Annotated in this window: 17 protein-coding genes; 9 read left to right on the top strand and 8 right to left on the bottom strand. The window is 59.9% G+C overall.

Translation table 11 applies throughout. The features are described 5' to 3' along the window. Positions 1-64: 64 nt before the first annotated feature. On the bottom strand, positions 65-679 hold the full coding sequence (recR, locus tag BLW21_RS00155; protein WP_092736655.1) for a recombination mediator RecR: 615 nt from the start codon (positions 677-679) through the stop codon (positions 65-67). Positions 680-771: 92 nt separating this feature from the next. Next, positions 772-1,053 carry an ATP-dependent Clp protease adaptor ClpS gene (locus BLW21_RS00150; protein WP_092736653.1) on the bottom strand — a complete coding sequence of 94 codons (282 nt, stop codon included), beginning with the start codon at positions 1,051-1,053 and terminating at the stop codon, positions 772-774. Between the two features lie 192 nt (positions 1,054-1,245). On the opposite strand from BLW21_RS00150, the gene BLW21_RS00145 reads away from it, so the two are divergent. After that, positions 1,246-1,803, top strand: a complete 558-nt coding sequence (locus BLW21_RS00145; protein ID WP_092736651.1) for a hypothetical protein — start codon at positions 1,246-1,248, stop codon at positions 1,801-1,803. A gap of 29 nt (positions 1,804-1,832) precedes the next feature. Further along, entirely contained in the window at positions 1,833-2,621 is a 789-nt protein-coding gene (locus BLW21_RS00140) for a hypothetical protein (RefSeq protein ID WP_092736649.1), read from the top strand. Between the two features lie 94 nt (positions 2,622-2,715). Here BLW21_RS00140 and BLW21_RS00135 read toward each other — a convergent pair whose 3' ends face one another. Next, complete coding sequence (locus BLW21_RS00135) at positions 2,716-3,351, bottom strand: YceI family protein (protein WP_092736647.1); 636 nt, start codon at positions 3,349-3,351, stop codon at positions 2,716-2,718. 49 nt (positions 3,352-3,400) lie between these two features. Beyond that, entirely contained in the window at positions 3,401-3,850 is a 450-nt protein-coding gene (locus BLW21_RS00130; protein WP_092736645.1) for a MarR family winged helix-turn-helix transcriptional regulator, read from the bottom strand. Between the two features lie 173 nt (positions 3,851-4,023). On the opposite strand from BLW21_RS00130, the gene BLW21_RS00125 reads away from it, so the two are divergent. Continuing rightward, positions 4,024-4,596, top strand: a complete 573-nt coding sequence (locus BLW21_RS00125) for a DUF6799 domain-containing protein (RefSeq protein ID WP_139255025.1) — start codon at positions 4,024-4,026, stop codon at positions 4,594-4,596. Between the two features lie 77 nt (positions 4,597-4,673). On the opposite strand, the gene BLW21_RS00120 is transcribed toward BLW21_RS00125, so the two are convergent. Continuing rightward, on the bottom strand, positions 4,674-5,687 hold the full coding sequence (locus tag BLW21_RS00120) for an enolase C-terminal domain-like protein (protein ID WP_092736641.1): 1,014 nt from the start codon (positions 5,685-5,687) through the stop codon (positions 4,674-4,676). Positions 5,688-5,863: 176 nt separating this feature from the next. Between BLW21_RS00120 and BLW21_RS00115 the strand changes: the two genes are divergently transcribed. From BLW21_RS00115 to BLW21_RS00095, 5 genes are all read left to right on the top strand, one after another. Next, the gene (locus BLW21_RS00115) at positions 5,864-7,285 is read left to right on the top strand and encodes a dicarboxylate/amino acid:cation symporter (protein ID WP_092736639.1); all 1,422 of its coding nucleotides are present in this window, start codon (positions 5,864-5,866) and stop codon (positions 7,283-7,285) included. 320 nt (positions 7,286-7,605) lie between these two features. After that, a complete protein-coding gene (locus BLW21_RS00110; protein ID WP_139255024.1) occupies positions 7,606-8,286 on the top strand; it encodes a hypothetical protein in 681 nt (226 codons plus the stop codon). Positions 8,287-8,454: 168 nt separating this feature from the next. Beyond that, on the top strand, positions 8,455-10,101 hold the full coding sequence (locus tag BLW21_RS00105) for a CTP synthase (protein ID WP_092736635.1): 1,647 nt from the start codon (positions 8,455-8,457) through the stop codon (positions 10,099-10,101). 312 nt (positions 10,102-10,413) lie between these two features. Continuing rightward, entirely contained in the window at positions 10,414-12,315 is a 1,902-nt protein-coding gene (yidC, locus tag BLW21_RS00100; protein WP_092736633.1) for a membrane protein insertase YidC, read from the top strand. A 139-nt stretch (positions 12,316-12,454) separates the two neighbouring features. Beyond that, positions 12,455-12,973 (top strand): DUF6438 domain-containing protein, encoded by a 519-nt coding sequence (locus BLW21_RS00095; protein WP_092736631.1) that lies wholly within the window; start codon positions 12,455-12,457, stop codon positions 12,971-12,973. Between the two features lie 85 nt (positions 12,974-13,058). Here BLW21_RS00095 and BLW21_RS00090 read toward each other — a convergent pair whose 3' ends face one another. Continuing rightward, positions 13,059-13,808, bottom strand: coding sequence for a superoxide dismutase (locus BLW21_RS00090; RefSeq protein WP_092736629.1), 750 nt, complete (start codon positions 13,806-13,808; stop codon positions 13,059-13,061). Between the two features lie 292 nt (positions 13,809-14,100). Between BLW21_RS00090 and BLW21_RS00085 the strand changes: the two genes are divergently transcribed. Continuing rightward, positions 14,101-15,348: a carboxypeptidase-like regulatory domain-containing protein gene (locus tag BLW21_RS00085; RefSeq protein ID WP_175470799.1), complete on the top strand. Its 1,248-nt coding sequence runs from the start codon at positions 14,101-14,103 to the stop codon at positions 15,346-15,348. 19 nt (positions 15,349-15,367) lie between these two features. Here BLW21_RS00085 and BLW21_RS21420 read toward each other — a convergent pair whose 3' ends face one another. Together BLW21_RS21420 and BLW21_RS00080 are read right to left on the bottom strand one after the other, a co-directional pair. Continuing rightward, positions 15,368-15,508 (bottom strand): hypothetical protein, encoded by a 141-nt coding sequence (locus BLW21_RS21420; RefSeq protein ID WP_175470798.1) that lies wholly within the window; start codon positions 15,506-15,508, stop codon positions 15,368-15,370. 199 nt (positions 15,509-15,707) lie between these two features. After that, complete coding sequence (locus tag BLW21_RS00080) at positions 15,708-17,486, bottom strand: cellulase family glycosylhydrolase (protein WP_092736625.1); 1,779 nt, start codon at positions 17,484-17,486, stop codon at positions 15,708-15,710. Positions 17,487-17,831 lie beyond the last annotated feature (345 nt).

Here is a 17,831-nt window from a genome sequence, read left to right as displayed (position 1 = left end):
TGGGGCCGCGAAAGTTACGCAGAAGGGTTGTAGCGCGAAGCTCCAGCCCTTTTTGCTCATCCGACTACAACGCCTGGCGCTGCCTATCGACGATACTACGGCCCAAGGTGATTTCGTCGGCGTACTCCAACTCGCCGCCCATCGGAATGCCGCGGGCAATGCTGCTGACGTGCAGCTCGGGCTGGTCGCGCAGCTTGCGTGAGAGGTAAAAGGCCGTGGTATCGCCTTCCATGGTAGGGCTGATGGCCAGAATGACTTCCCGGATTTCGGAGCCCTCGCGCGTGACGCGCTCCAGCAGCGAGTCGATGGTCAGGTCGCCGGGGCCGATGCCTTCAATGGGCGAAATGACACCGCCCAGCACGTGGTACATGCCTTGGTATTGGGCCGTATTTTCGATGGCAATAACGTCGCGGATGTCCGACACCACGCACACTGTACCCTGGTCGCGCAGGTGGTTGGCGCAGATACCGCACTCCGCCGTGTCAGAAATATTGTGGCAGGTGTCGCAGTAGCGAATTTCGAAGCGCATTTTAGCCAGCGCCTCGGCCAGCGTGGCAGTGGTGTCGGTTTCGGCCTTCAGCAGATGTAACGCCAGCCGCAGGGCCGTTTTCTTACCTACCCCCGGCAGCTTCGAGAGCTCTCCGACGGCGTTTTCAATTAGCTTGGAAGGAAACTCCATTTCGTTAACTATTAACTGAAAGCTGTTAGCCTTTTTCGCGCTCCACTCCCACAGAGAGTTATTAGCTAAAAGCTGTCAGCTAACAGCTCAGATTATAAAACGTCGGCCGAGATACCACGGTCGTGGATGGCGGTGCATAGGCCCGACAGCTCGTCGAAGCTGCCGTGCTTGACGGTGCACTGGCCTTTGTAGTGGATGAGCAGCGTGCACTGCTCGGCCTGCTCGGGCTGGTGGCCGCACACGTCGATGAGGGTTTTGATGACGTGGTCGAACGTATTGTGGTCGTCGTTGTACACGATAAGGTCGCGTACATCGGTTGTTTCTTCCAAGAGCAGAACGTCCTCGTCGTACTCGATTTGTGGGTTGCTGTTCATGACGCAAAAATACGAAATACCGGCCAGAAAGCTGGCTGCTACGCCCCTGGCAGCCGGGTATAACAGCGCAGCCCGGCTATTCGTTTCCAGGGTCCGTAAAAGAGCCTCATGGGCTCCCGCACCCGGATTCAAGAACTCCTATGTCAGCAGCGGCAATTCTTAATTCCTCCTTTTTAATTTTTCATTCTCCAAATGCCCGTTCCGTCCGCCGATTTTAAGCGCGCCCTTAAACAGCTTTCCGAGAAGGAAAAGGAAGCCCTGTTGCTGCGGGCGGCCCGGCGCGACGCCGAGCTTTACGACACGCTCTGCTTCGAGCTGTTGCCCGACGTGGATGCGGCCACGGTGTACGAGCAGGCGTCGGACCAGATACACGAGCTGTTTGCCGTGGGCGCCACCGGGCGGCTACTTAACCGCAGCCTCACCAAAGCCTTAGGCAAAACGGTGAAGGAGGTGGCCCGCGCCCGCCGCATCACCAAGGACAAGCGCCTGGAAATCGACCTGAACCTGTACGCGCTGCGCCACATTTTCGAGAACTACACCGGCCAGTTCGAGAGCCCCTACGCGGGTTTTTTTACGGCCACGGCCCGGCTGGCGGGCCGCACCACCCAACTGGTGCAGAAGAACCTGCACGAAGACCTCTGGCTCGAATACAAAGCCGACCTCGACGATTTTCTGACCCAGCTGCACGCCCGCAGCAAAAGCCGCAGCCTCAAGTTCGAACTGCCCCGCGAGCTGGAATTGCCGGATTAGAGATTTTCTTGCGGAAAAATAGCCAGTCGATGCTTTCATTCCGCTTCCTGCCCGCCGCATTTATCCTATCTGTTCTGGCGGCCTGCTCGCCCGATGGCTCGGGCCGCCCCGTTGCGGCCAATTCGCCAACAGCCAGCGCCGCCCCCGATACAGTAGCCCTGCGGCAGGCGGGCCAGCAGTTCCGGGTCCACTACAATTCTCCCGTCGACCTCGACAGCACCGGGTTCTATTACCTCCCCGTTTCGGTGGTACCGCTGGAAAAGGCTGGTCGGAGCAAGCTGTTTTCCAGTGGCTCTTACGACGGCTATGAAAACGGGTCCGGCAACATCGAAGGCACCTGCTACAATGTGCTGTTCTTCCAGAAAGATACCGGCCAGCAGCGCGCCCTGTTACCCCACGGCCGCTTCGTGCTAACGGAAATAGATGCCGCCAGCAAGCCCGACGCTCGTTGGCCCTACTTGTTCTACTCGCTCATCAAAGCCGATACCAACCGCGACGGCACCCAGGACGCGGCCGATGCCAGTGCCTTGTTCGTTTCCGACCGCAGCGGCCAACAGCTCCACCAGCTCACGCCCGATGGCACCCAGTTGGGCTCGCGCTATATCCTGCCGCGCACCAGCCTGCCGCGTACCAGCTTGCTGCTGGTCGAAGTGCGGCCCGATACCGACCGCAACGGCCAGTTCACCCACGCCGATGGCCCGTACTGGCTGCGCTTCGATTTACGGAACCTCCGCACCCCACCAGTTCGGCAACCCGATTTGGCCCTTACCGAGGCCCTGAACCAGCAGATGCTCCGCCGCCAGAGCCGTCTAAAATAAGCCGCCCGATTAATACAAAAGGCCCCACAACTATAGTTATGGGGCCTTTTAGCTGGCTGCTGCGGGCGCTTTTTAGTAAGCCCAAAGCACCAGTTTACTTCTTGGCAATTACGTTGAAGCTGAGCGTAAACTCGTCCATGATGGCTTTGTCGCCGATGCTTTCGAAGAACGACTTCGAGCCGTACTTGATGTCGAACTTGGTGCGGTCGATGGTCGCCACGCCGGTAGCCGAGGCCACACCGCCTTTCACGCCGGTTTTGGCCGGGAAGCTGATGCGCTGGGTGATGCCCTTGATGGTGAGGTCGCCGGTTACGGTGGAGTTGTTGCCCTTGGCATCGCCCCGCAGCGGCGTGATGCTGGTGATGGTGAAGGTGGAGGTAGCGTTCTTATCAATGCTGAAGAAATCCTCGGAACGCAGGTGCCCCACCAGCTTGCCGTTGGAATCGGCATCCTTCAGGTCTTCCACTTTCAGCGAATTCATGTCGACCACGAATTTTCCGCCTACTACCTGGCTGCCACGCACGGCAATATTGCCGCTCTGGAACTGCATGGTACCGTTGTGGGCACCAGTTACTTTTTTACCCTCCCAGCCCAGCGTGCTTAGCTGCGGCTGCAGACTGTAGGCGGCCGAAGTAGCCGTTTGGGTCGAGTTGGCTTTTTTCTGGGCCGAGGCCGGAGCGGCGGCTAGCAGCGAAGCGGCCAGCAGTACGGGCAGGAAGAATTTTTTCATGACAAAAAACAAGAAGTGAAAAGAGTAAATGTGCGGTTGAAAACAGCCGCTAGTCGCGGATTTTATCGAGTAGACCGCTGAGTTGGGCGGCTTCGGCAAGCGTGAGGTTTTGCACCCCGAACTGCTGGCTGGCCATAGCCGCATCGAGGCGGCCAAGCAGCGCCAAGCCATCTTCGCTGATGCGGATATCAACGGCCCGCCGGTTGCTGGGGCACACGCGGCGCGTTACCAACTGCTTGGCTTCAAGCTTATCGACGATGCGCGAAGCATTACTGGTTTTGTCGAGCATGCGCTCAATGAGCAGGTTGACGGTTGCGGGCCGCGGGTGCTGGCCGCGCAGAATGCGGAGGATGTTGAACTGGGGCAACGTGAGGCCAAACTGCTTGAAAAAGCCACTTTGCTGCTGCTGCAGCCAGTTGGCCGTGAAAATCAGGTTGACGTGCGCCTTCTGATAATCGTCGCGGAAAGCGGCTTGCTTGATTTCGTCCTCAATCTTCATGGGCAATAGGAACTAGCGGAACTGGCGACAAATATATGTACATACATTTAATAATCCACGGGAGTTCCTTTTACTTACCGAAACGGAGCAGACAACAACCGCGCCTTCGTGCCCCAACGCGGCAGCTCAAACGCCGTAAGTAGCTGCATTCCCCGACGTAACTTTACTCTCCCATGAAAAAAATACTCTGCGCTCTAATGCTGAGCCTGGCCGCTGCGCCGTTGCTGCAGGCCCAGTCGCGGCCCGCCGCCGAGGTGGCCGGTCCCATCGAAACATCGCCCTCCGACCGATTCATGCTGCAAAACGGCGAAGTGGTGCTCGTAAGAGGCAAACGCCCCACGCCCCTGACCAAAAATGTGCTGCTGAGCAACGGCACCAAAATCAATTACAAAAACGGCATCGTGGAGCTGCCCGGCGGTAAAATCACCACGCTCAAGGATGGCGACTACGTGCGGCCCAACGGCGACATCGTGTTCGGCTCGCCAGCCAGCGCGGCCCAGGCCCGCGGCGACAATTCGGTGCCCGCTACCGCCGAGTTCAGCACCTACACCGACCCACGCCCGGCCCCCGGCAATGCCGCCGCCATGGAGGCTCGCCTGAACGAGATGAACGATAAAATCGGCCTTATGGCGCAGAAGATCGGCCTGCTCAACCAGAAAATCAGCCTGCTCAGCAGCGGCAGCAAAACCGCCGATACTTCGGCCCTGGACAGCCAGATTCAGGCCATTGATGCCAAACTGAAGTAGCAGTGAGGCAAGCAAATTGAACGTCCTTCAGAGCATGTGGATTCATACGCCACATGCTCTGAAGGACGTTTTTACGTTTATTCTTTCTTCGCCGCCGCTAGCATCCCGCCTTCTTCCCGCACCATGCCGAAAGGCTCGTCGCGCACAATCAGGAAGCCGTCGAGGTCGCAAACGTCGGCCAAGGCGCTAATTTGCAGAGCCGACCAGATACCGAGCGAGGTTTCGACCATGCAGCCGAGCATGGTTTGCAGGCCCTGGGCGCGGGTTTCGCGCAGAATGCGCAGGCCGTTGCCGTAGCCGCCAGCTTTCATCAGCTTCATGTTCACGCCATCGAACTGCCGGGCGATATCGGCAAAGTCGGCCCCATCAGTAACCGACTCGTCGGCGAAAACGGGACAGCCAAGCCGGCCTTTGAGGGCGCGGTAGTCGGCGGCGCAGGTGGCGGGCAGGGGCTGTTCGAGCAGGCGCACGCGCAGGCCGGGCAGGCGCTGGATTTGCTCCCAGCTTTGGCGCAGGCTGTCGGCGTCGGGCCAGGCTTCGTTGCCGTCGATGAGCAACGGGTGGCCGGGCAGCAGGCGCGTTACTTCGCGCAGCAGGTCGAGGGCGCCGGCACGGTTCACCTTTATTTTCAGCAGCGGAAACCGGCTCAGGCCCTGCGCGCGCACAAAACCGGCCACTTCCCCCGGCTCCATAATGGGCAGCGTGGCGGCCGTAGGCACTGGCCCGGCCGGGGCAGACACCCCCAGAAACGCGGGCACGGATTGTTCCAGTCGGGCTACCTCGCGGTGTATGAAGGCCGATTCGAGGGCGAAGCGGAGGGCGGCCGCGGGCTTATACCGGGCCAGGAAATGAGTCAGCTCAGCGAGCGTTTCGCAGTGGCCGAGGCCGGCGGCCAACAACTGGCCGAATTGCTCCTGCAGGCCCTCGGGCGTTTCGTGGTAGCGGATGTTGGGCGCTGCTTCGCCCCGACCAGTGTGGCCGCCGCCGCTTACTTGCAGCAGCAGGTTGGTTTTGGTGGTGGAAGCGTTGCGGGCAATTTTCCAGGTGAAGCGCAGCGGCAACTGCAGGGGCGTGAGCGTCCAGGTGAGCATGGGGCGAAGCGGCCGGATAGTGGGTAAGCCGCGGGCTAAGCTAAGGGTTCGGCCGCGGTTCTTGGGCCGGGCCGCCTATATTTGTCGGATGCTGCTTTTGCAGGCAGCAACGATTACTGCGCTCCACCTCTACTCCCACCAAACCGGCGGGCGCGTGCTCCGCGCCCCTACACCGCATGAAAATATCCCGACTCACGCTCCTGGTTCTCGTTTTGTTCGTGCTGGCCGCCGGCCTCACGGTGCTGGCCAGCCGCACCCCAGCCCTGCTCGACCCCACCGTGGCGCTGGCCGCTCGCTGGCTGTTTCTGGCCGCCCTCACCTGGGCCGCCTGGAAGCGCCGCTCGCTCACGTTCTGGATAGTCATCAGCATGTTCGTGGGCGCTGAGATTGGCAACGACTTCCCGGCCATGGCCGTGAACCTGAAGGTGCTGAGCGACGTTTTCCTGCGCCTCGTGAAAACCATTATTGCGCCGCTGGTTTTTGCCACGCTCGTCGTGGGCATTGCCGGCCACGCCGACCTTAAGCAGGTGGGCCGCATGGGCATCAAGGCCTTGGTGTACTTTGAGGTCGTTACCACTTTCGCCCTGTTCATCGGCTTGGCGGCCATCAACTTAACCAAGGCGGGCGCCGGTATCGACCGCACCGGCATTGCCGCCGACACGGAGCAGCTGCAGACCGTGGAGCAGACCACCAGCGACATTATCCTGCACATCTTCCCCGAAAACATTGCCAAGTCGGTGGCCAACGGCGAGGTGCTGCAGGTGGTGGTGTTTGCCATTATTTTCGCCATTGGTCTGGCCATGGTACACCAGCGCCACCGCCAGCCCCTGCTCACGGTTACCGAGAGCCTGTCGGAGGTGATGTTCAAGTTCACCAACGTGGTGATGTACTTCGCTCCTATCGGGGTGGGTGGCGCCATTGCCTACACGGTGGGCAAAATGGGCTTCGCGCCGCTGTTCAACGCCTTTAAGCTGTTACTCACGCTTTATGGAGCCCTCATTGTATTCATATTCGCCGTGCTACTGCCGGTAGCCTTGCTTGCGCGACTGCCCGTGATGCGCATCGTGAAAGCCATTGCCGAGCCCGTGAGCATTGCCTTTGCCACTACCTCATCGGAAGCCGCTTTGCCGCGGGCCATGGAGGCGATGGAAAGCGTGGGCGTCCCGCGCCGCATTGTGGCCTTCGTGATGCCGACCGGCTACTCGTTCAACCTCGATGGCACCACGCTCTACCTCTCGCTGGCGGCCGTGTTTGTGGCCCAGGCCGCGGGCGTCGACCTGAGTTGGGGCCAGCAGTTGGTGATGGTATTTACGCTCATGCTCACCAGCAAGGGCGTGGCCGGCGTGCCCCGCGCCTCACTCGTTATTCTGCTGGCTACGGTGGCCTCATTCAACCTGCCGGCTTGGCCCGTTTTCATCATTTTGGGTATTGACGCCCTCATGGACATGGCCCGCACAGCCGTAAACGTGGCCGGCAACTGCCTGGCCTCGGCCGTAGTAGCCCGCTGGGAAGGCGAGTTCATCGACAACTACGTGGCCCCCGACCCGATTGATGACCTGGCCGAAGCCGACAGCGCATTAGTGCAACACGGACATTAATTGAGCAGGTCAGCACGACGTAGGGGCGGGAACAACCGGAGGACAGCGAAGCTAAGCCCCGCCCCTACCGCAACCCGAGTTATTTAACTGTCAGCTGAAAGATGCACTGACTATTACCAGAGGACCTGCCGGTATTGCACTGGCAGGTCTTTTTTTTATCCTAAAACAAGGCAGGCTAAATTATCCGGGGGCAGTTCTATTTTTTGTTAAGTGAGTGCTACTGAGTACTTAATTTTACAGAGACAGGAAAATCCTTTTCCCTGGCTTTCCCCGTATTTTTGTATTTCTATCTGACTAACAGCTTCCTGAATAAACAGCGTATGCAGAATTTGTACCGTAGCAGCGTTATCCTATGTCTGGCCGCTTTGAGCCTGAGCGGCTGTAAATCAACTGAGAAAGCCGTATTCCACACCATCCGGTCGAATAGCTCGGTGGCCGTGGGTACGCTGCCCAAGCTGGAGTCCGTCGTGGATGCGGGCCCGCTCAGTACCAACTCGGAAGACGGCTACCCCGAAGACCCGAACAAGGTATTCCGGCAGGAACTGTCTTACCACTTGGCCGAGCCGGCTGCAACGGGCCTCGACGTGGGCCTCGACAGCGTGCAGTACGGCTACGCCAAGCTGCAGATCACCCAGGCCAACCAACAGAGCACGGGCCGCGTGCTGCAAATTTTCCAGATGCTGACGCTGATGACGCCTAGCCTGCTGGGTATTCCGCTGGAGTGGTACCGCACCGAGGTGCAGGCAGAGGTGCAGATTATTGATGCCCGGGGCGAAACCATTGGCACCTATTCCGGCCGCGGCCGCAGCAAGGTGCGCGTGGCCATGTACCACGGCTACGACCAGGGCCAGGCCTCGCGCCTTGCCGACGTGCAGGGCCTGCGCCTGGCCCTCGACCAGATTCGACCCCAACTGGAGCAGGCCGCCGACACGTTGCGCCAGCAACTGTTGAGCACTGGCCCGGTGCAGGAGGTAATCGGCGTATCGCTAGAGCAGCGGTAGGTTTAGTTGAGGTGTGAAAGAAGCCCGTCTGTCACCTCATAACCTAAAATAACTCCTTTGCAACGGCCAGCGGCCGGAGATAAAGCCATCTGAAGAGCCAACCTATAAAGGCCCTTTCCGGTGCTGCCGGTTGGATATTCAATCTAACCTCTACCTTTGTTTCCCGTTATGCCAGACCGAAATTCCACTTCCGCGGCGCCAACGGCCAAGTACATTTTTGTAACGGGCGGCGTTACTTCCTCCCTGGGTAAGGGCATCATCTCGGCCTCGCTGGCCAAGCTGCTGCAGGCCCGGGGCTTTAGGGTCACCATCCAAAAGTTCGACCCCTACATCAACATCGACCCCGGCACGCTCAACCCCTACGAGCACGGCGAATGTTACGTGACCGACGACGGGGCTGAAACCGACCTCGACCTGGGCCACTACGAGCGGTTTCTGAACGTGCCCACCTCGCAGGCCAACAACGTCACGACCGGCCGCATCTACGACCACGTGATTACCAAGGAGCGCGAGGGTGCCTACCTGGGCAAAACCGTGCAGGTAGTGCCCCACATCACCGACGAAATCAAGCGGCGCATGCTGCTGCTGGGCCAGACCGGCCAGTTCGACGTGGTAATTACCGAAATCGGGGGCTCGATTGGTGACATTGAGAGCCTGCCCTTTGTGGAGTCGGTGCGGCAGTTGCGCTGGGACCTGCCCGAGAGCAGCACGCTGGTTATCCACCTCACGCTGCTGCCCTACCTGAAAGCGGCCGGCGAACTGAAAACCAAGCCTACCCAGCACTCGGTGCGCGACTTGCGCAGTGCCGGTCTGCAGCCCGACATTCTGGTGTGTCGCTCCGAGTATCCGATTCCGGCCGAGATGCGCCGCAAAATTGCGCTGTTCTGCAACGTCCACATCAACTCGGTTATCGAGAGCCTCGACGCCGACAGCATCTATTCGGTGCCGCTGCTCATGCTCAAGGAGCACTTGGATGAGCGCGTTATCAAGAAGCTCAACTTGAAAGGCGGCGCGGCCCAGCCCGATTTGGAGGCCTGGAAGGACTTTTTGGGGCGCCTCAAGAACCCAACTGAGGAAGTAACGATTGCGCTGGTGGGTAAGTACGTGGAGCTACCCGACGCCTACAAGTCTATCATCGAGTCGTTCATTCATGCCGGGGCCCAGAACGAGTGTAAGGTGACGGTGCGCAGCATCCAGAGCGACAACCTGACGGCCGACAACGTGGCCCAGCAGCTGGCTGGGGTACACGGTGTGTTGGTGGCGCCCGGTTTTGGCGAGCGGGGCTTCGAGGGCAAAATTGCCGCTGTGCAGTACGTGCGCGAGAACGGCATCCCATTTTTCGGCATCTGTCTGGGCATGCAGGTGGCAGTGGTGGAATTTGCCCGCAACGTACTGGGGCTGAAAGAAGCGTCATCTACCGAGATGGATGCGCAGACGGCCGAACCGGTTATTGCCATGATGGAGGAGCAGAAAACCGTTACTCAGAAAGGTGGCACCATGCGCCTGGGGGCTTATGACTGCGAATTGCGGCGGGGTTCGAAGGCGGCCAAAGCCTACGGCCGCAACCACATCAGCGAGCGGCACCGCCACCGCTACGAGTTCAACAACGACTACCTGACACGTTTCGAGGCAGCCGGGATGCTAGCTACCGGCCGCAACCCCGAAACCGGCCTCGTGGAGGTAATCGAGTTGGCGGACCATCCGTGGTTCGTGGCCGGGCAGTTTCATCCTGAGCTGAAAAGCACCGTCCAGAACCCGCACCCGCTGTTCGTGCGCTTCGTGAAAGCGGCTATTCAGTACCGGAAGGGGTTATAGGGAATTAATGCGGGTAAGTTTGGGCAGAGAAGAACGTCATGCCGAGCTTGTCGAAGCATCTCTACCGCTTCGTTAGAATTTGCTCAACGAAGCGGTAGAGATGCTTCGACAAGCTCAGCATGACGTTCCTGTAGCCTCAGCATCTGTCTACCGGTTCTCTATCCTACCCAATTTCAACTCAAAAATCCTCCGCCGAAAAATATTCGGCGCGTAAGTCCGACCTTTGCGGCCGGGTGGCGGCATTTGGCTGGCGCCCGGCTCTTTATTTTTCGTTGGAGGCGCCCCGGCGCGGTTCCGCACACCTTTTAGTAGATGGACAGAAATTCAGCAATCGGCCTGTTTTTGATGGCGGCCTTGCTTCTGATTTACCTTCAGTTCGCGCCTAAACCCGAGCCCGCTGCCGTCGAGCTGGCCAAAACCACCAAGTCGGCCACTGCGGGCATCGACTCGGCCCGCGCCGCCGCGCCCGTTGCGCCCGATTCGGCGCAGCTGGCGAAGCAGCTCGGTTCGTTTGCCGCCGCCGCTCAGGGAACGGCCCAGACGATGGAGCTTAGCAACAAGCTGCTGACGGTTACCTTCTCCTCGAAGGGCGGCCAACCCCAGGCCGCGCGCCTGCACAAGTACAAAACCTTCGGCGGCCAGCCGCTCGATATTTTCGATGCCCAGAGCGCCAAGATGGATTTGCGCTTCCGCACCATTGGCGGTCAGCAGGTGAAGCTTTCCGACCTCTACTTCCGGGCCGAGCCCCAGGGCGACACGACCGTGCGCTTCGTGGCCGACGTGGCCGGCGGGCAGATTGAGCAGACCTACACGCTGGCGCCCGAGTCGTACGAGGTGGGCTACCAGCTGCGCTTTAATGGCCTGAACCAGACGCTGGCCCAGGAGCCGCTCACGTTCACGTTTGTGGACAATGTGCGCCAGACCGAGCAGGACCGCACCCAGAACCGCAACCACACCACCATCAACCGCTACCTCGTGTCGGGCGACCACACGGTCCTGTTCGAGGCCAGCGAGAAGCCCGAAGAAATTGAGGTGGAGGAGCCCCTGAAGTGGGCCGCCCACAAGCACAACTTCTTCGTTGCCGGCATCATTGCCGATAACGCGTTCAGCTCGGGCCAGCTCAACTCGACGGTGGACCTCAACGACTCGACCTACCTCAAGACGCTGAGCACCACGCTCAAGATTCCGGTGACGGATGTGCAGCAGGGCAAGGCCAACTACCGCTTCTTCTTTGGTCCGAACTCGTTGGATTTGCTCCAGACAGTGACGCCCGAATTCGACCGCAACGTGTCCCTGGGCTGGGGCCTGTTCCGCTGGGTGAACCGCTTCGTGGTGCTGCCGGTGTTCCACTTTCTGCAGCAGTACATCGCCTCCTACGGCCTGATTATCGTGCTGCTGGTCGTGCTCATTAAGCTCGTTACTTGGCCCCTGACCTACAAAACCTACGAGAGCCAGGCCAAGATGAAGGTGCTCAAGCCGGAAATCGACGCCATCAAGGAGAAGTATCCGGATGACCAAGTGAAGCAGCAGCAGGAAACCATGAAGCTCAACACGAGCATGGGCGTTAATCCGCTGAGTGGCTGTGTGCCGACGCTGCTCACGCTGCCGATTCTGTTTGCCATGTTCCAGTTCTTCCCCAACGCCATTGAGCTGCGGCAGGAACCGTTTCTGTGGGCGCGCGACCTGAGCACCTACGACAACCCGATTATCCTGCCCTTCGCCCTGCCCTTCATGGGCAACCACATCAGCCTGTTCACGGTGCTCATGACGCTTTCGACGCTGGGCATGACTTACCAGACCAACCAGAACAACCCTTCGGCCATGCAGGGCCCGATGAAGTTCTACAGCTACCTGATGCCGCTGATTTTCTTCTTTGTGCTCAATAGCTTCGCCGCCGGCCTGACCTGGTACTACCTGGTTTCCAACCTCGTGACTATGGCTCAGCAGGCTATTACCCGCCGATTCGTGGATGACGACAAGGTGCGGGCCAAGCTCGAAGCCAACAAGGTGAAAAACAAGGACAAGAAGCCCAGTGGCTTCTCGGCCCGCCTGGCCGATGCCATGAAGGCCGCCCAGGAGCGCGACGCCCAGCCCAAAGCCGCCGGCAGCAAGAAGCTGGCCACCAACAATGACGACGCCGACGAAGCCGAGCCCGGCACCGGCGCCGACGACGTAACGAACCCCAAAAAACCGCGCAAAACCCGCCGCTCGTAAGGTTTAGCAGTTAATGCACTTCCCAAAAAGCCCCGCGCCCGTTAGGGTCGCGGGGCTTTTTGGTAGCTTCTGGCCCGAACTTTGGCATTGGCGAATTGCTATATTGACCCGGTTTTCTCCCTTGTCTCTCCCCCGTCCCATGCGTACTCCCCTACTACTCCCGCTGCTTACACTGGTGCTGAGCCTACCCTCGCTGCCCGCCTGCAAAGCCAGCCGGCCGGCCACCGCCGCCCAGCCCCCTGCCACTACTACAACTGTCGCTGCGCCGCTACCCAAGCAGCAGGAGCCGGTACTGGCCTTTGGCCGCACGTCCTGCTTCGGCACCTGCCCCGATTATACGGCCCGCTTCTTCGCCGACGGCCGCGTGGAATATGAGGGCCGAAAGCATGCCCCCGTGGAGGGCAACCGGACCGTGAAAATCGACCCGGCCGTGGTGCAACAGCTGTTGCGGGAAGCCGACCAAATTGGCTTCTCCCAGCTACGCGACGTGTATTCCAAAGGGGCCGTCGATTTGCCCTCTACCATCCTGAGCATTACTACCGCCAAAGGCACCAAGAGCGTCCGCGTAGATGAGGGCGGCCCAGAAGGCCTGCAAAAGCTTTTCGTTCGCCTCGACCTAGAGGTGAATAAAGCCCTGGGTGTGGTGGCGGATAAATAGCCTCCGGAGGCAGGCAAGTAAAAAGGTCAAAGCCCACACCGTGCGCTTTGACCTTTTTACTTGCCTGACTTAGTTTAGAGCTTCGCTATCCTTTGCGGGCAGCATCGTAGCGGCTACCCGCTTCGCTCCAGTTGACGACGTTCCAGAAGGCAGCAATGTAGTCGGGGCGCTTGTTCTGGTGCTTGAGGTAGTAGGCATGCTCCCACACATCGAGGCCGAGCACAGGGGTGCCGCGCTGCATGCCGGGCAGGTCCATAAGCGGGTTGTCCTGGTTGGGTGTGGAGGTGACGGCCAGCTTGCCGGTTTTCTTGTCCACTATCAGCCAGGCCCAGCCGGAGCCGAAGCGCGAGCCCGCGGTCTTGGTAAATTCCTCGCTGAACTTGTCGAAGGAACCGAAATCCTTATCGATGGCCGTTTTGAGGTTACCAGTAGGCTGTCCGCCACCTTTTGGAGCCATAATCTGCCAGAAGAACGAATGGTTCCAGTGGCCGCCAGCGTTGTTGCGGATAGCTTCGGGCTGCTTGCTCATAGATGCCAGCAAGTCAGCCAAGCTCAACTTTTCGGCTGGCGTACCCATTACGGCCGCGTTCAGCTTGCTTACGTAGCCCTTGTGGTGGGCATCGTGGTGGATTTCCATCGTGCGGGCGTCGATGTGGGGTTCCAGGGCATTGAATGCGTAGGGCAGCGCCGGCAGGGTGAAGGGGCCGTCGGCGATGGGCGTGGCGCGGGCTTCGCGCAGCAGCTTTTCGTCGTGAGCAGCAGCCAGCATGGCGGGGCTTACCAGCGCCCCGAGGGCGGTGAGCAGGCCGGTTTTAAGGAAATCACGCTTAATCATACGGAAGGAGGTTTCGTTTCTTGTGGGTTATTATTCGTTCTTCGGAGCCGATTGGTTCGTTTGGCAAGCTGTCGGGCAGCGGATGCGCCCATCAGGTGCCAGGCCAAAAACTGGCACCGGGCCCCCATCGGCCAGGGGCGAATACCGAACCAATATACCATTACTTAACTGCAACGACCGTTTAGGGTTCGGTTTTGGCCGTACTTTTACGCCGTCGGGCACGGTTTTGGAAGCGGCCCGCGTTATCAGTTTCCTGGCCACTTTGACCCGCCTTTTCTTTCCTGCTTTGCTTATGACCTTTGTTCGTCTGCCGCTGTATTCTATTCGTTTTCTAACTTTTCTGCTGGTGCTACTGGGCCTTGCGCACCTCGGCCAGGCCCAGGTGCAGCTGCGCGGCGTAGTGCGCGACCGGGAAACCCAGGAAGTGCTGCCCTTCGCCAGCATTGCCGTGCTGGGCACTACCAACGGCACCACAACCAACCTCGAGGGCGAGTTTACGCTCGTGGTGAAGCAACTGCCCGCGCAACTGCTGGTATCGGAGCTGGGCCACATCCGCGACACGGTGCGGGTAACCTCGGGGGCGCAGCCGCTGAATATCACGCTGGCCTCGGCCGCCGTGGCCCTGCCCGAAGTGAAAGTGGCGAGCTTCCCGTTTCAGCTCGTGGACAGGGCTTTCCGCAACCTGGCGCGCAACTACCGCCGCACTTACTACGGCCGCGCCTTCTACCGCCAGATTACGCGCATCGACGACGAGCCCACCGAACTGCAGGAAGTGGTCTGGAACGTGAAGTCGAACCCGGCCCGCATCGAGGGCACCACGCTGGCGCAGGGCCGCTATGCCGGGGTGCAGGCTCCCATCAGCCTGAGCAACTTTTCGGTGTACACCCGCCGCTACGGCCTGTTCGACATCCGGCAGGATAGCACCACCTCGCTGGCGCTGTTCAGCTCCAACGTGGAGAAAAATTACCTGCTCGAACTCAAAGGTATTCTGGGCGAAGACTCGACCGGCGGAGTAGCCGAAATCAGCTTCGAAACCCGCCCCGAGCTGGCCTACCAGTCTCAGGGCACCGTTTGGATCGACTTGGAAACCAACCAAGTGGTGCGCTATCGGGTGGTGCAGCCCAGCTTCACGGGCAGCACCAGCAATCCGCGCCAGAAGTTCACCAATGCTAAACTCACCATCGAAATGGCCTTTAAGTCCGGCGGCAAGGCCGGCATAGCCCCGCTGGAGCTGATGAAGATGGACCTGACCACCGACCTGACCGAGCCGGGTAAGGAACCGTTGGCCATCAAGGTGTCGTCGTTTACCTACTTCTACGACCAGAGCACCACGCCCCAGCGCCTGCCGTACGCCCAGGCTAGCCTCACCGACCGCGACCTGGACGACATCCGCGCCAAACCCTACGACCCCGAGTTCTGGGCCAACAATCCCGTGGTAAAGCGCACCCCGGCCGAGGATGAGGTGGTAGCCGCCTTCGAGAAGAAAGGTGCTTTTGGCTCGATGGTGAAAGGCCAGAGTCGCAAGCCCGCCCGGCGGTAGTAAATCGGGCAAATCCGGCTTACAAACTGAAATATAGCACCACGCTTAGCAAGACCAGGCCCGCCAAGAAGGCGCAACCAAGGCCAATACCGATGAACTTGAACAGACGGATGTCGCCGTTGGAGTGGTAGGCGCGGCGGGATTCGGGGTTTTCGGACATGAGGCAGTAACCAGGAACTGTGCTAAAAGTAACTGAGCGGTTTTGCTTCGGCGGCGGTAGTTGCGCTGGTTACGGGGGGCACCGGCTCTGGCACAAGCCGCTTATCCCTAACTTTTTTCGGCGGCGGACAAGCAACGAGCCCCGTTTACCAGCTGGTAAACGGGGCTCGTTGCTTGTCCGGTTTGGTTTGTAACTGGCCTTATTGTATCACGAAGCGGGATGTCTGGCTGGTACCGCTACCGGAAACCTGCACCAGATACGAGCCGGGCTCCAGCGCTGCAATCGGCATCCGCAGCTGCTGGGCACCCGGTTGGCCGGCTACCGCGCGGCTAATAACCGCGCGGCCCTGCGCGTTGAACACCGTGAGTTGCAGGGTGCCATCGGCCGCGGGCAGCGTTACCGTCAGCTGCTCCTGCGTGGGGTTGGGGTAGAGCGCCAGCGTCGTTGGCTGGCTGGCCGTAGCTACCGATTCGGACGACGCTGCCCGGTTGGTGGAATTCACCTTTGTGAAGCTCCACCAGTTAACATTGTAGCCCCCGGCCGGCACGCCGATGGCAATATCCTGGCGGCCAGCTTGCAGCGTAACGGTCTGCGAAATAGTGGTCCAGGTTTGCCAGCCATTGGTTTTGGGCACAGTAACGGTTCCCAGGAACGTAGTGCCCGAGTTCTGCTCCAGGCTGATGCGGCCGCCACCGTTGAGGCTGGCCACGCGGTAGTCGATGCGGTAGGTGCCGGCCGTGGGCACAGTGATGGTATAGGCCATCCAGTCGCCGGCGTCGAGGTAACCCACGTTCAGGCCGCCGCCGGTGTCGGTGGTGGGCTGGGTGCGCACGCCGTTCATGGCGTTGTAGCTCTCGGCCTCCACTTTCGTGGTGCTGCCCGTGGTTGGGGGTTGCGGCGTGGGTGGCGTGGGCGTAGCCGTGCCGTTCCAGTTCTGGATGTAGCCTTTCACCAGCTTGCCCGAAGCCGTGAGGTAGCTATCCGACCACGGCCCGCTGTTGGGCGCGCCCGGCACTAGGGCCGAAGCGCCCTCATCCTTATTCACCATGGCCCAGTTGGCGTGGCTGATGCTGTTCTTCTTCAAAAAAGTCATCCATTTCTCCGTCCAGACCGGGTCGGGCGCCCCGGCGCCGGTGTTCTGCACGGTTCCCCACTCCGTTACAAACAGGGCCACTCCCTTGTCGAGGGCCTTTTGCGCAATGTCAATCAGCGGCTGCTGGTGCGGCTGGAAGGCGGCGTAGAAGTGCAGGGTGTAGGCGATGTTGGAGTACTTGGTGATGGGATTATCGGCCGCCAGATCTACGCGCTGCGAATACAGCGGCGTGCCCACAATAATCAGGTTGTCGGGGTCGATGGCACGAATGGCCCCGGCCACGGCTTCGGCGTAGGGCTTGATGACGTTGTTCCACTCGGTGGCGCCGTCGGGCCGCGGCTCGTTGTACACCTCGTAAATCACGTTGGGCTTGTCGCCGAACTCGGTGGCCATCTGCTTGAAAAACGTGATGGCCTCAGCCTGGTAGTCTTCGGCGTGGTGGGTATGCCAGTCGATGATGACATAGATTCCCTGGGCCAGGCAGGCATTTACCACGGTGCGCACTTTAGCCAGGTTGGCGGCTTTGTCGAACAGATAAGGTCGGCCACCCTGCCCGCCTTCCTCTACGCCCATAGCAATACGGACGATTTTGGCGTTCCAGCTGTTCTTAAGCCAGCCCACGGTGTTGGCGTTGTAGTAGTCGTTGTAGGGCCCCCAGCCGGGGTTCGACCAAAACAGGCTATTGCCGGCTAAACTCACGGGCTGGTTGTTTTTGTCGACGATTTTGTTGCCGCTGACCTTGAGCTGGCCGTACTGCTGCACGGCCGTTTGCGGGGCCTGGGCCTCGCAGGCCCCGCAAGCGGTTAGCAGCAGAGCGGCAGCCCCAAGCAGGCCGGCTCGCCAGCCCCGGTGCGCGGCTGGTTGGGAGGTGGGGGTTTGTTTCATAAGGAAGTGGTTGTGGAAAAGGTGGAAGGAAAGAGCACGAAACCGCGTTGAAACCCGCCTACAGGCGACCAGCATACTCAGCCGGCAGCCGGCAACGCAACAAGAACAGAGGACCGGCCGACGGGGTGTACCAGTGCAGGCAGATGCTGCTGATACCCGAAGGATGGAGCGAAGTGGCTGAATGCAGCACCCATCTAGGCGGGCATCCAGCTCAGACTCCCGCAAGGAAGTAGTTGAGGTAACCAGCGAAAAGTTAGCGCAGGTGCCTTCCCGTAACCATAAGGGCAGATTTCTCTTGGGAGCAGGTAAGCGGCAGGTTATCAGAAGGCTAACCCGTTGGGAAAG

This window comes from Hymenobacter psychrophilus (genome assembly GCF_900107135.1).
GTDB lineage: Bacteria > Bacteroidota > Bacteroidia > Cytophagales > Hymenobacteraceae > Hymenobacter > Hymenobacter psychrophilus.
This window is presented reverse-complemented; position numbering and strand designations above follow the sequence as displayed.

Excerpts from the sequence above, each read along its gene's own strand:
- recR (WP_092736655.1), bottom strand. The coding sequence starts at position 679 with ATGGAGTTTCCTTCCAAGCTAATTGAAAACGCCGTCGGAGAGCTCTCG.
- BLW21_RS00150 (WP_092736653.1), bottom strand. The coding sequence starts at position 1,053 with ATGAACAGCAACCCACAAATCGAGTACGACGAGGACGTTCTGCTCTTG.
- BLW21_RS00145 (WP_092736651.1), top strand. The coding sequence starts at position 1,246 with ATGCCCGTTCCGTCCGCCGATTTTAAGCGCGCCCTTAAACAGCTTTCC.
- BLW21_RS00140 (WP_092736649.1), top strand. The coding sequence starts at position 1,833 with ATGCTTTCATTCCGCTTCCTGCCCGCCGCATTTATCCTATCTGTTCTG.
- BLW21_RS00135 (WP_092736647.1), bottom strand. The coding sequence starts at position 3,351 with ATGAAAAAATTCTTCCTGCCCGTACTGCTGGCCGCTTCGCTGCTAGCC.
- BLW21_RS00130 (WP_092736645.1), bottom strand. The coding sequence starts at position 3,850 with ATGAAGATTGAGGACGAAATCAAGCAAGCCGCTTTCCGCGACGATTAT.
- BLW21_RS00125 (WP_139255025.1), top strand. The coding sequence starts at position 4,024 with ATGAAAAAAATACTCTGCGCTCTAATGCTGAGCCTGGCCGCTGCGCCG.
- BLW21_RS00120 (WP_092736641.1), bottom strand. The coding sequence starts at position 5,687 with ATGCTCACCTGGACGCTCACGCCCCTGCAGTTGCCGCTGCGCTTCACC.
- BLW21_RS00115 (WP_092736639.1), top strand. The coding sequence starts at position 5,864 with ATGAAAATATCCCGACTCACGCTCCTGGTTCTCGTTTTGTTCGTGCTG.
- BLW21_RS00110 (WP_139255024.1), top strand. The coding sequence starts at position 7,606 with ATGCAGAATTTGTACCGTAGCAGCGTTATCCTATGTCTGGCCGCTTTG.
- BLW21_RS00105 (WP_092736635.1), top strand. The coding sequence starts at position 8,455 with ATGCCAGACCGAAATTCCACTTCCGCGGCGCCAACGGCCAAGTACATT.
- yidC (WP_092736633.1), top strand. The coding sequence starts at position 10,414 with ATGGACAGAAATTCAGCAATCGGCCTGTTTTTGATGGCGGCCTTGCTT.
- BLW21_RS00095 (WP_092736631.1), top strand. The coding sequence starts at position 12,455 with ATGCGTACTCCCCTACTACTCCCGCTGCTTACACTGGTGCTGAGCCTA.
- BLW21_RS00090 (WP_092736629.1), bottom strand. The coding sequence starts at position 13,808 with ATGATTAAGCGTGATTTCCTTAAAACCGGCCTGCTCACCGCCCTCGGG.
- BLW21_RS00085 (WP_175470799.1), top strand. The coding sequence starts at position 14,101 with ATGACCTTTGTTCGTCTGCCGCTGTATTCTATTCGTTTTCTAACTTTT.
- BLW21_RS21420 (WP_175470798.1), bottom strand. The coding sequence starts at position 15,508 with ATGTCCGAAAACCCCGAATCCCGCCGCGCCTACCACTCCAACGGCGAC.
- BLW21_RS00080 (WP_092736625.1), bottom strand. The coding sequence starts at position 17,486 with ATGAAACAAACCCCCACCTCCCAACCAGCCGCGCACCGGGGCTGGCGA.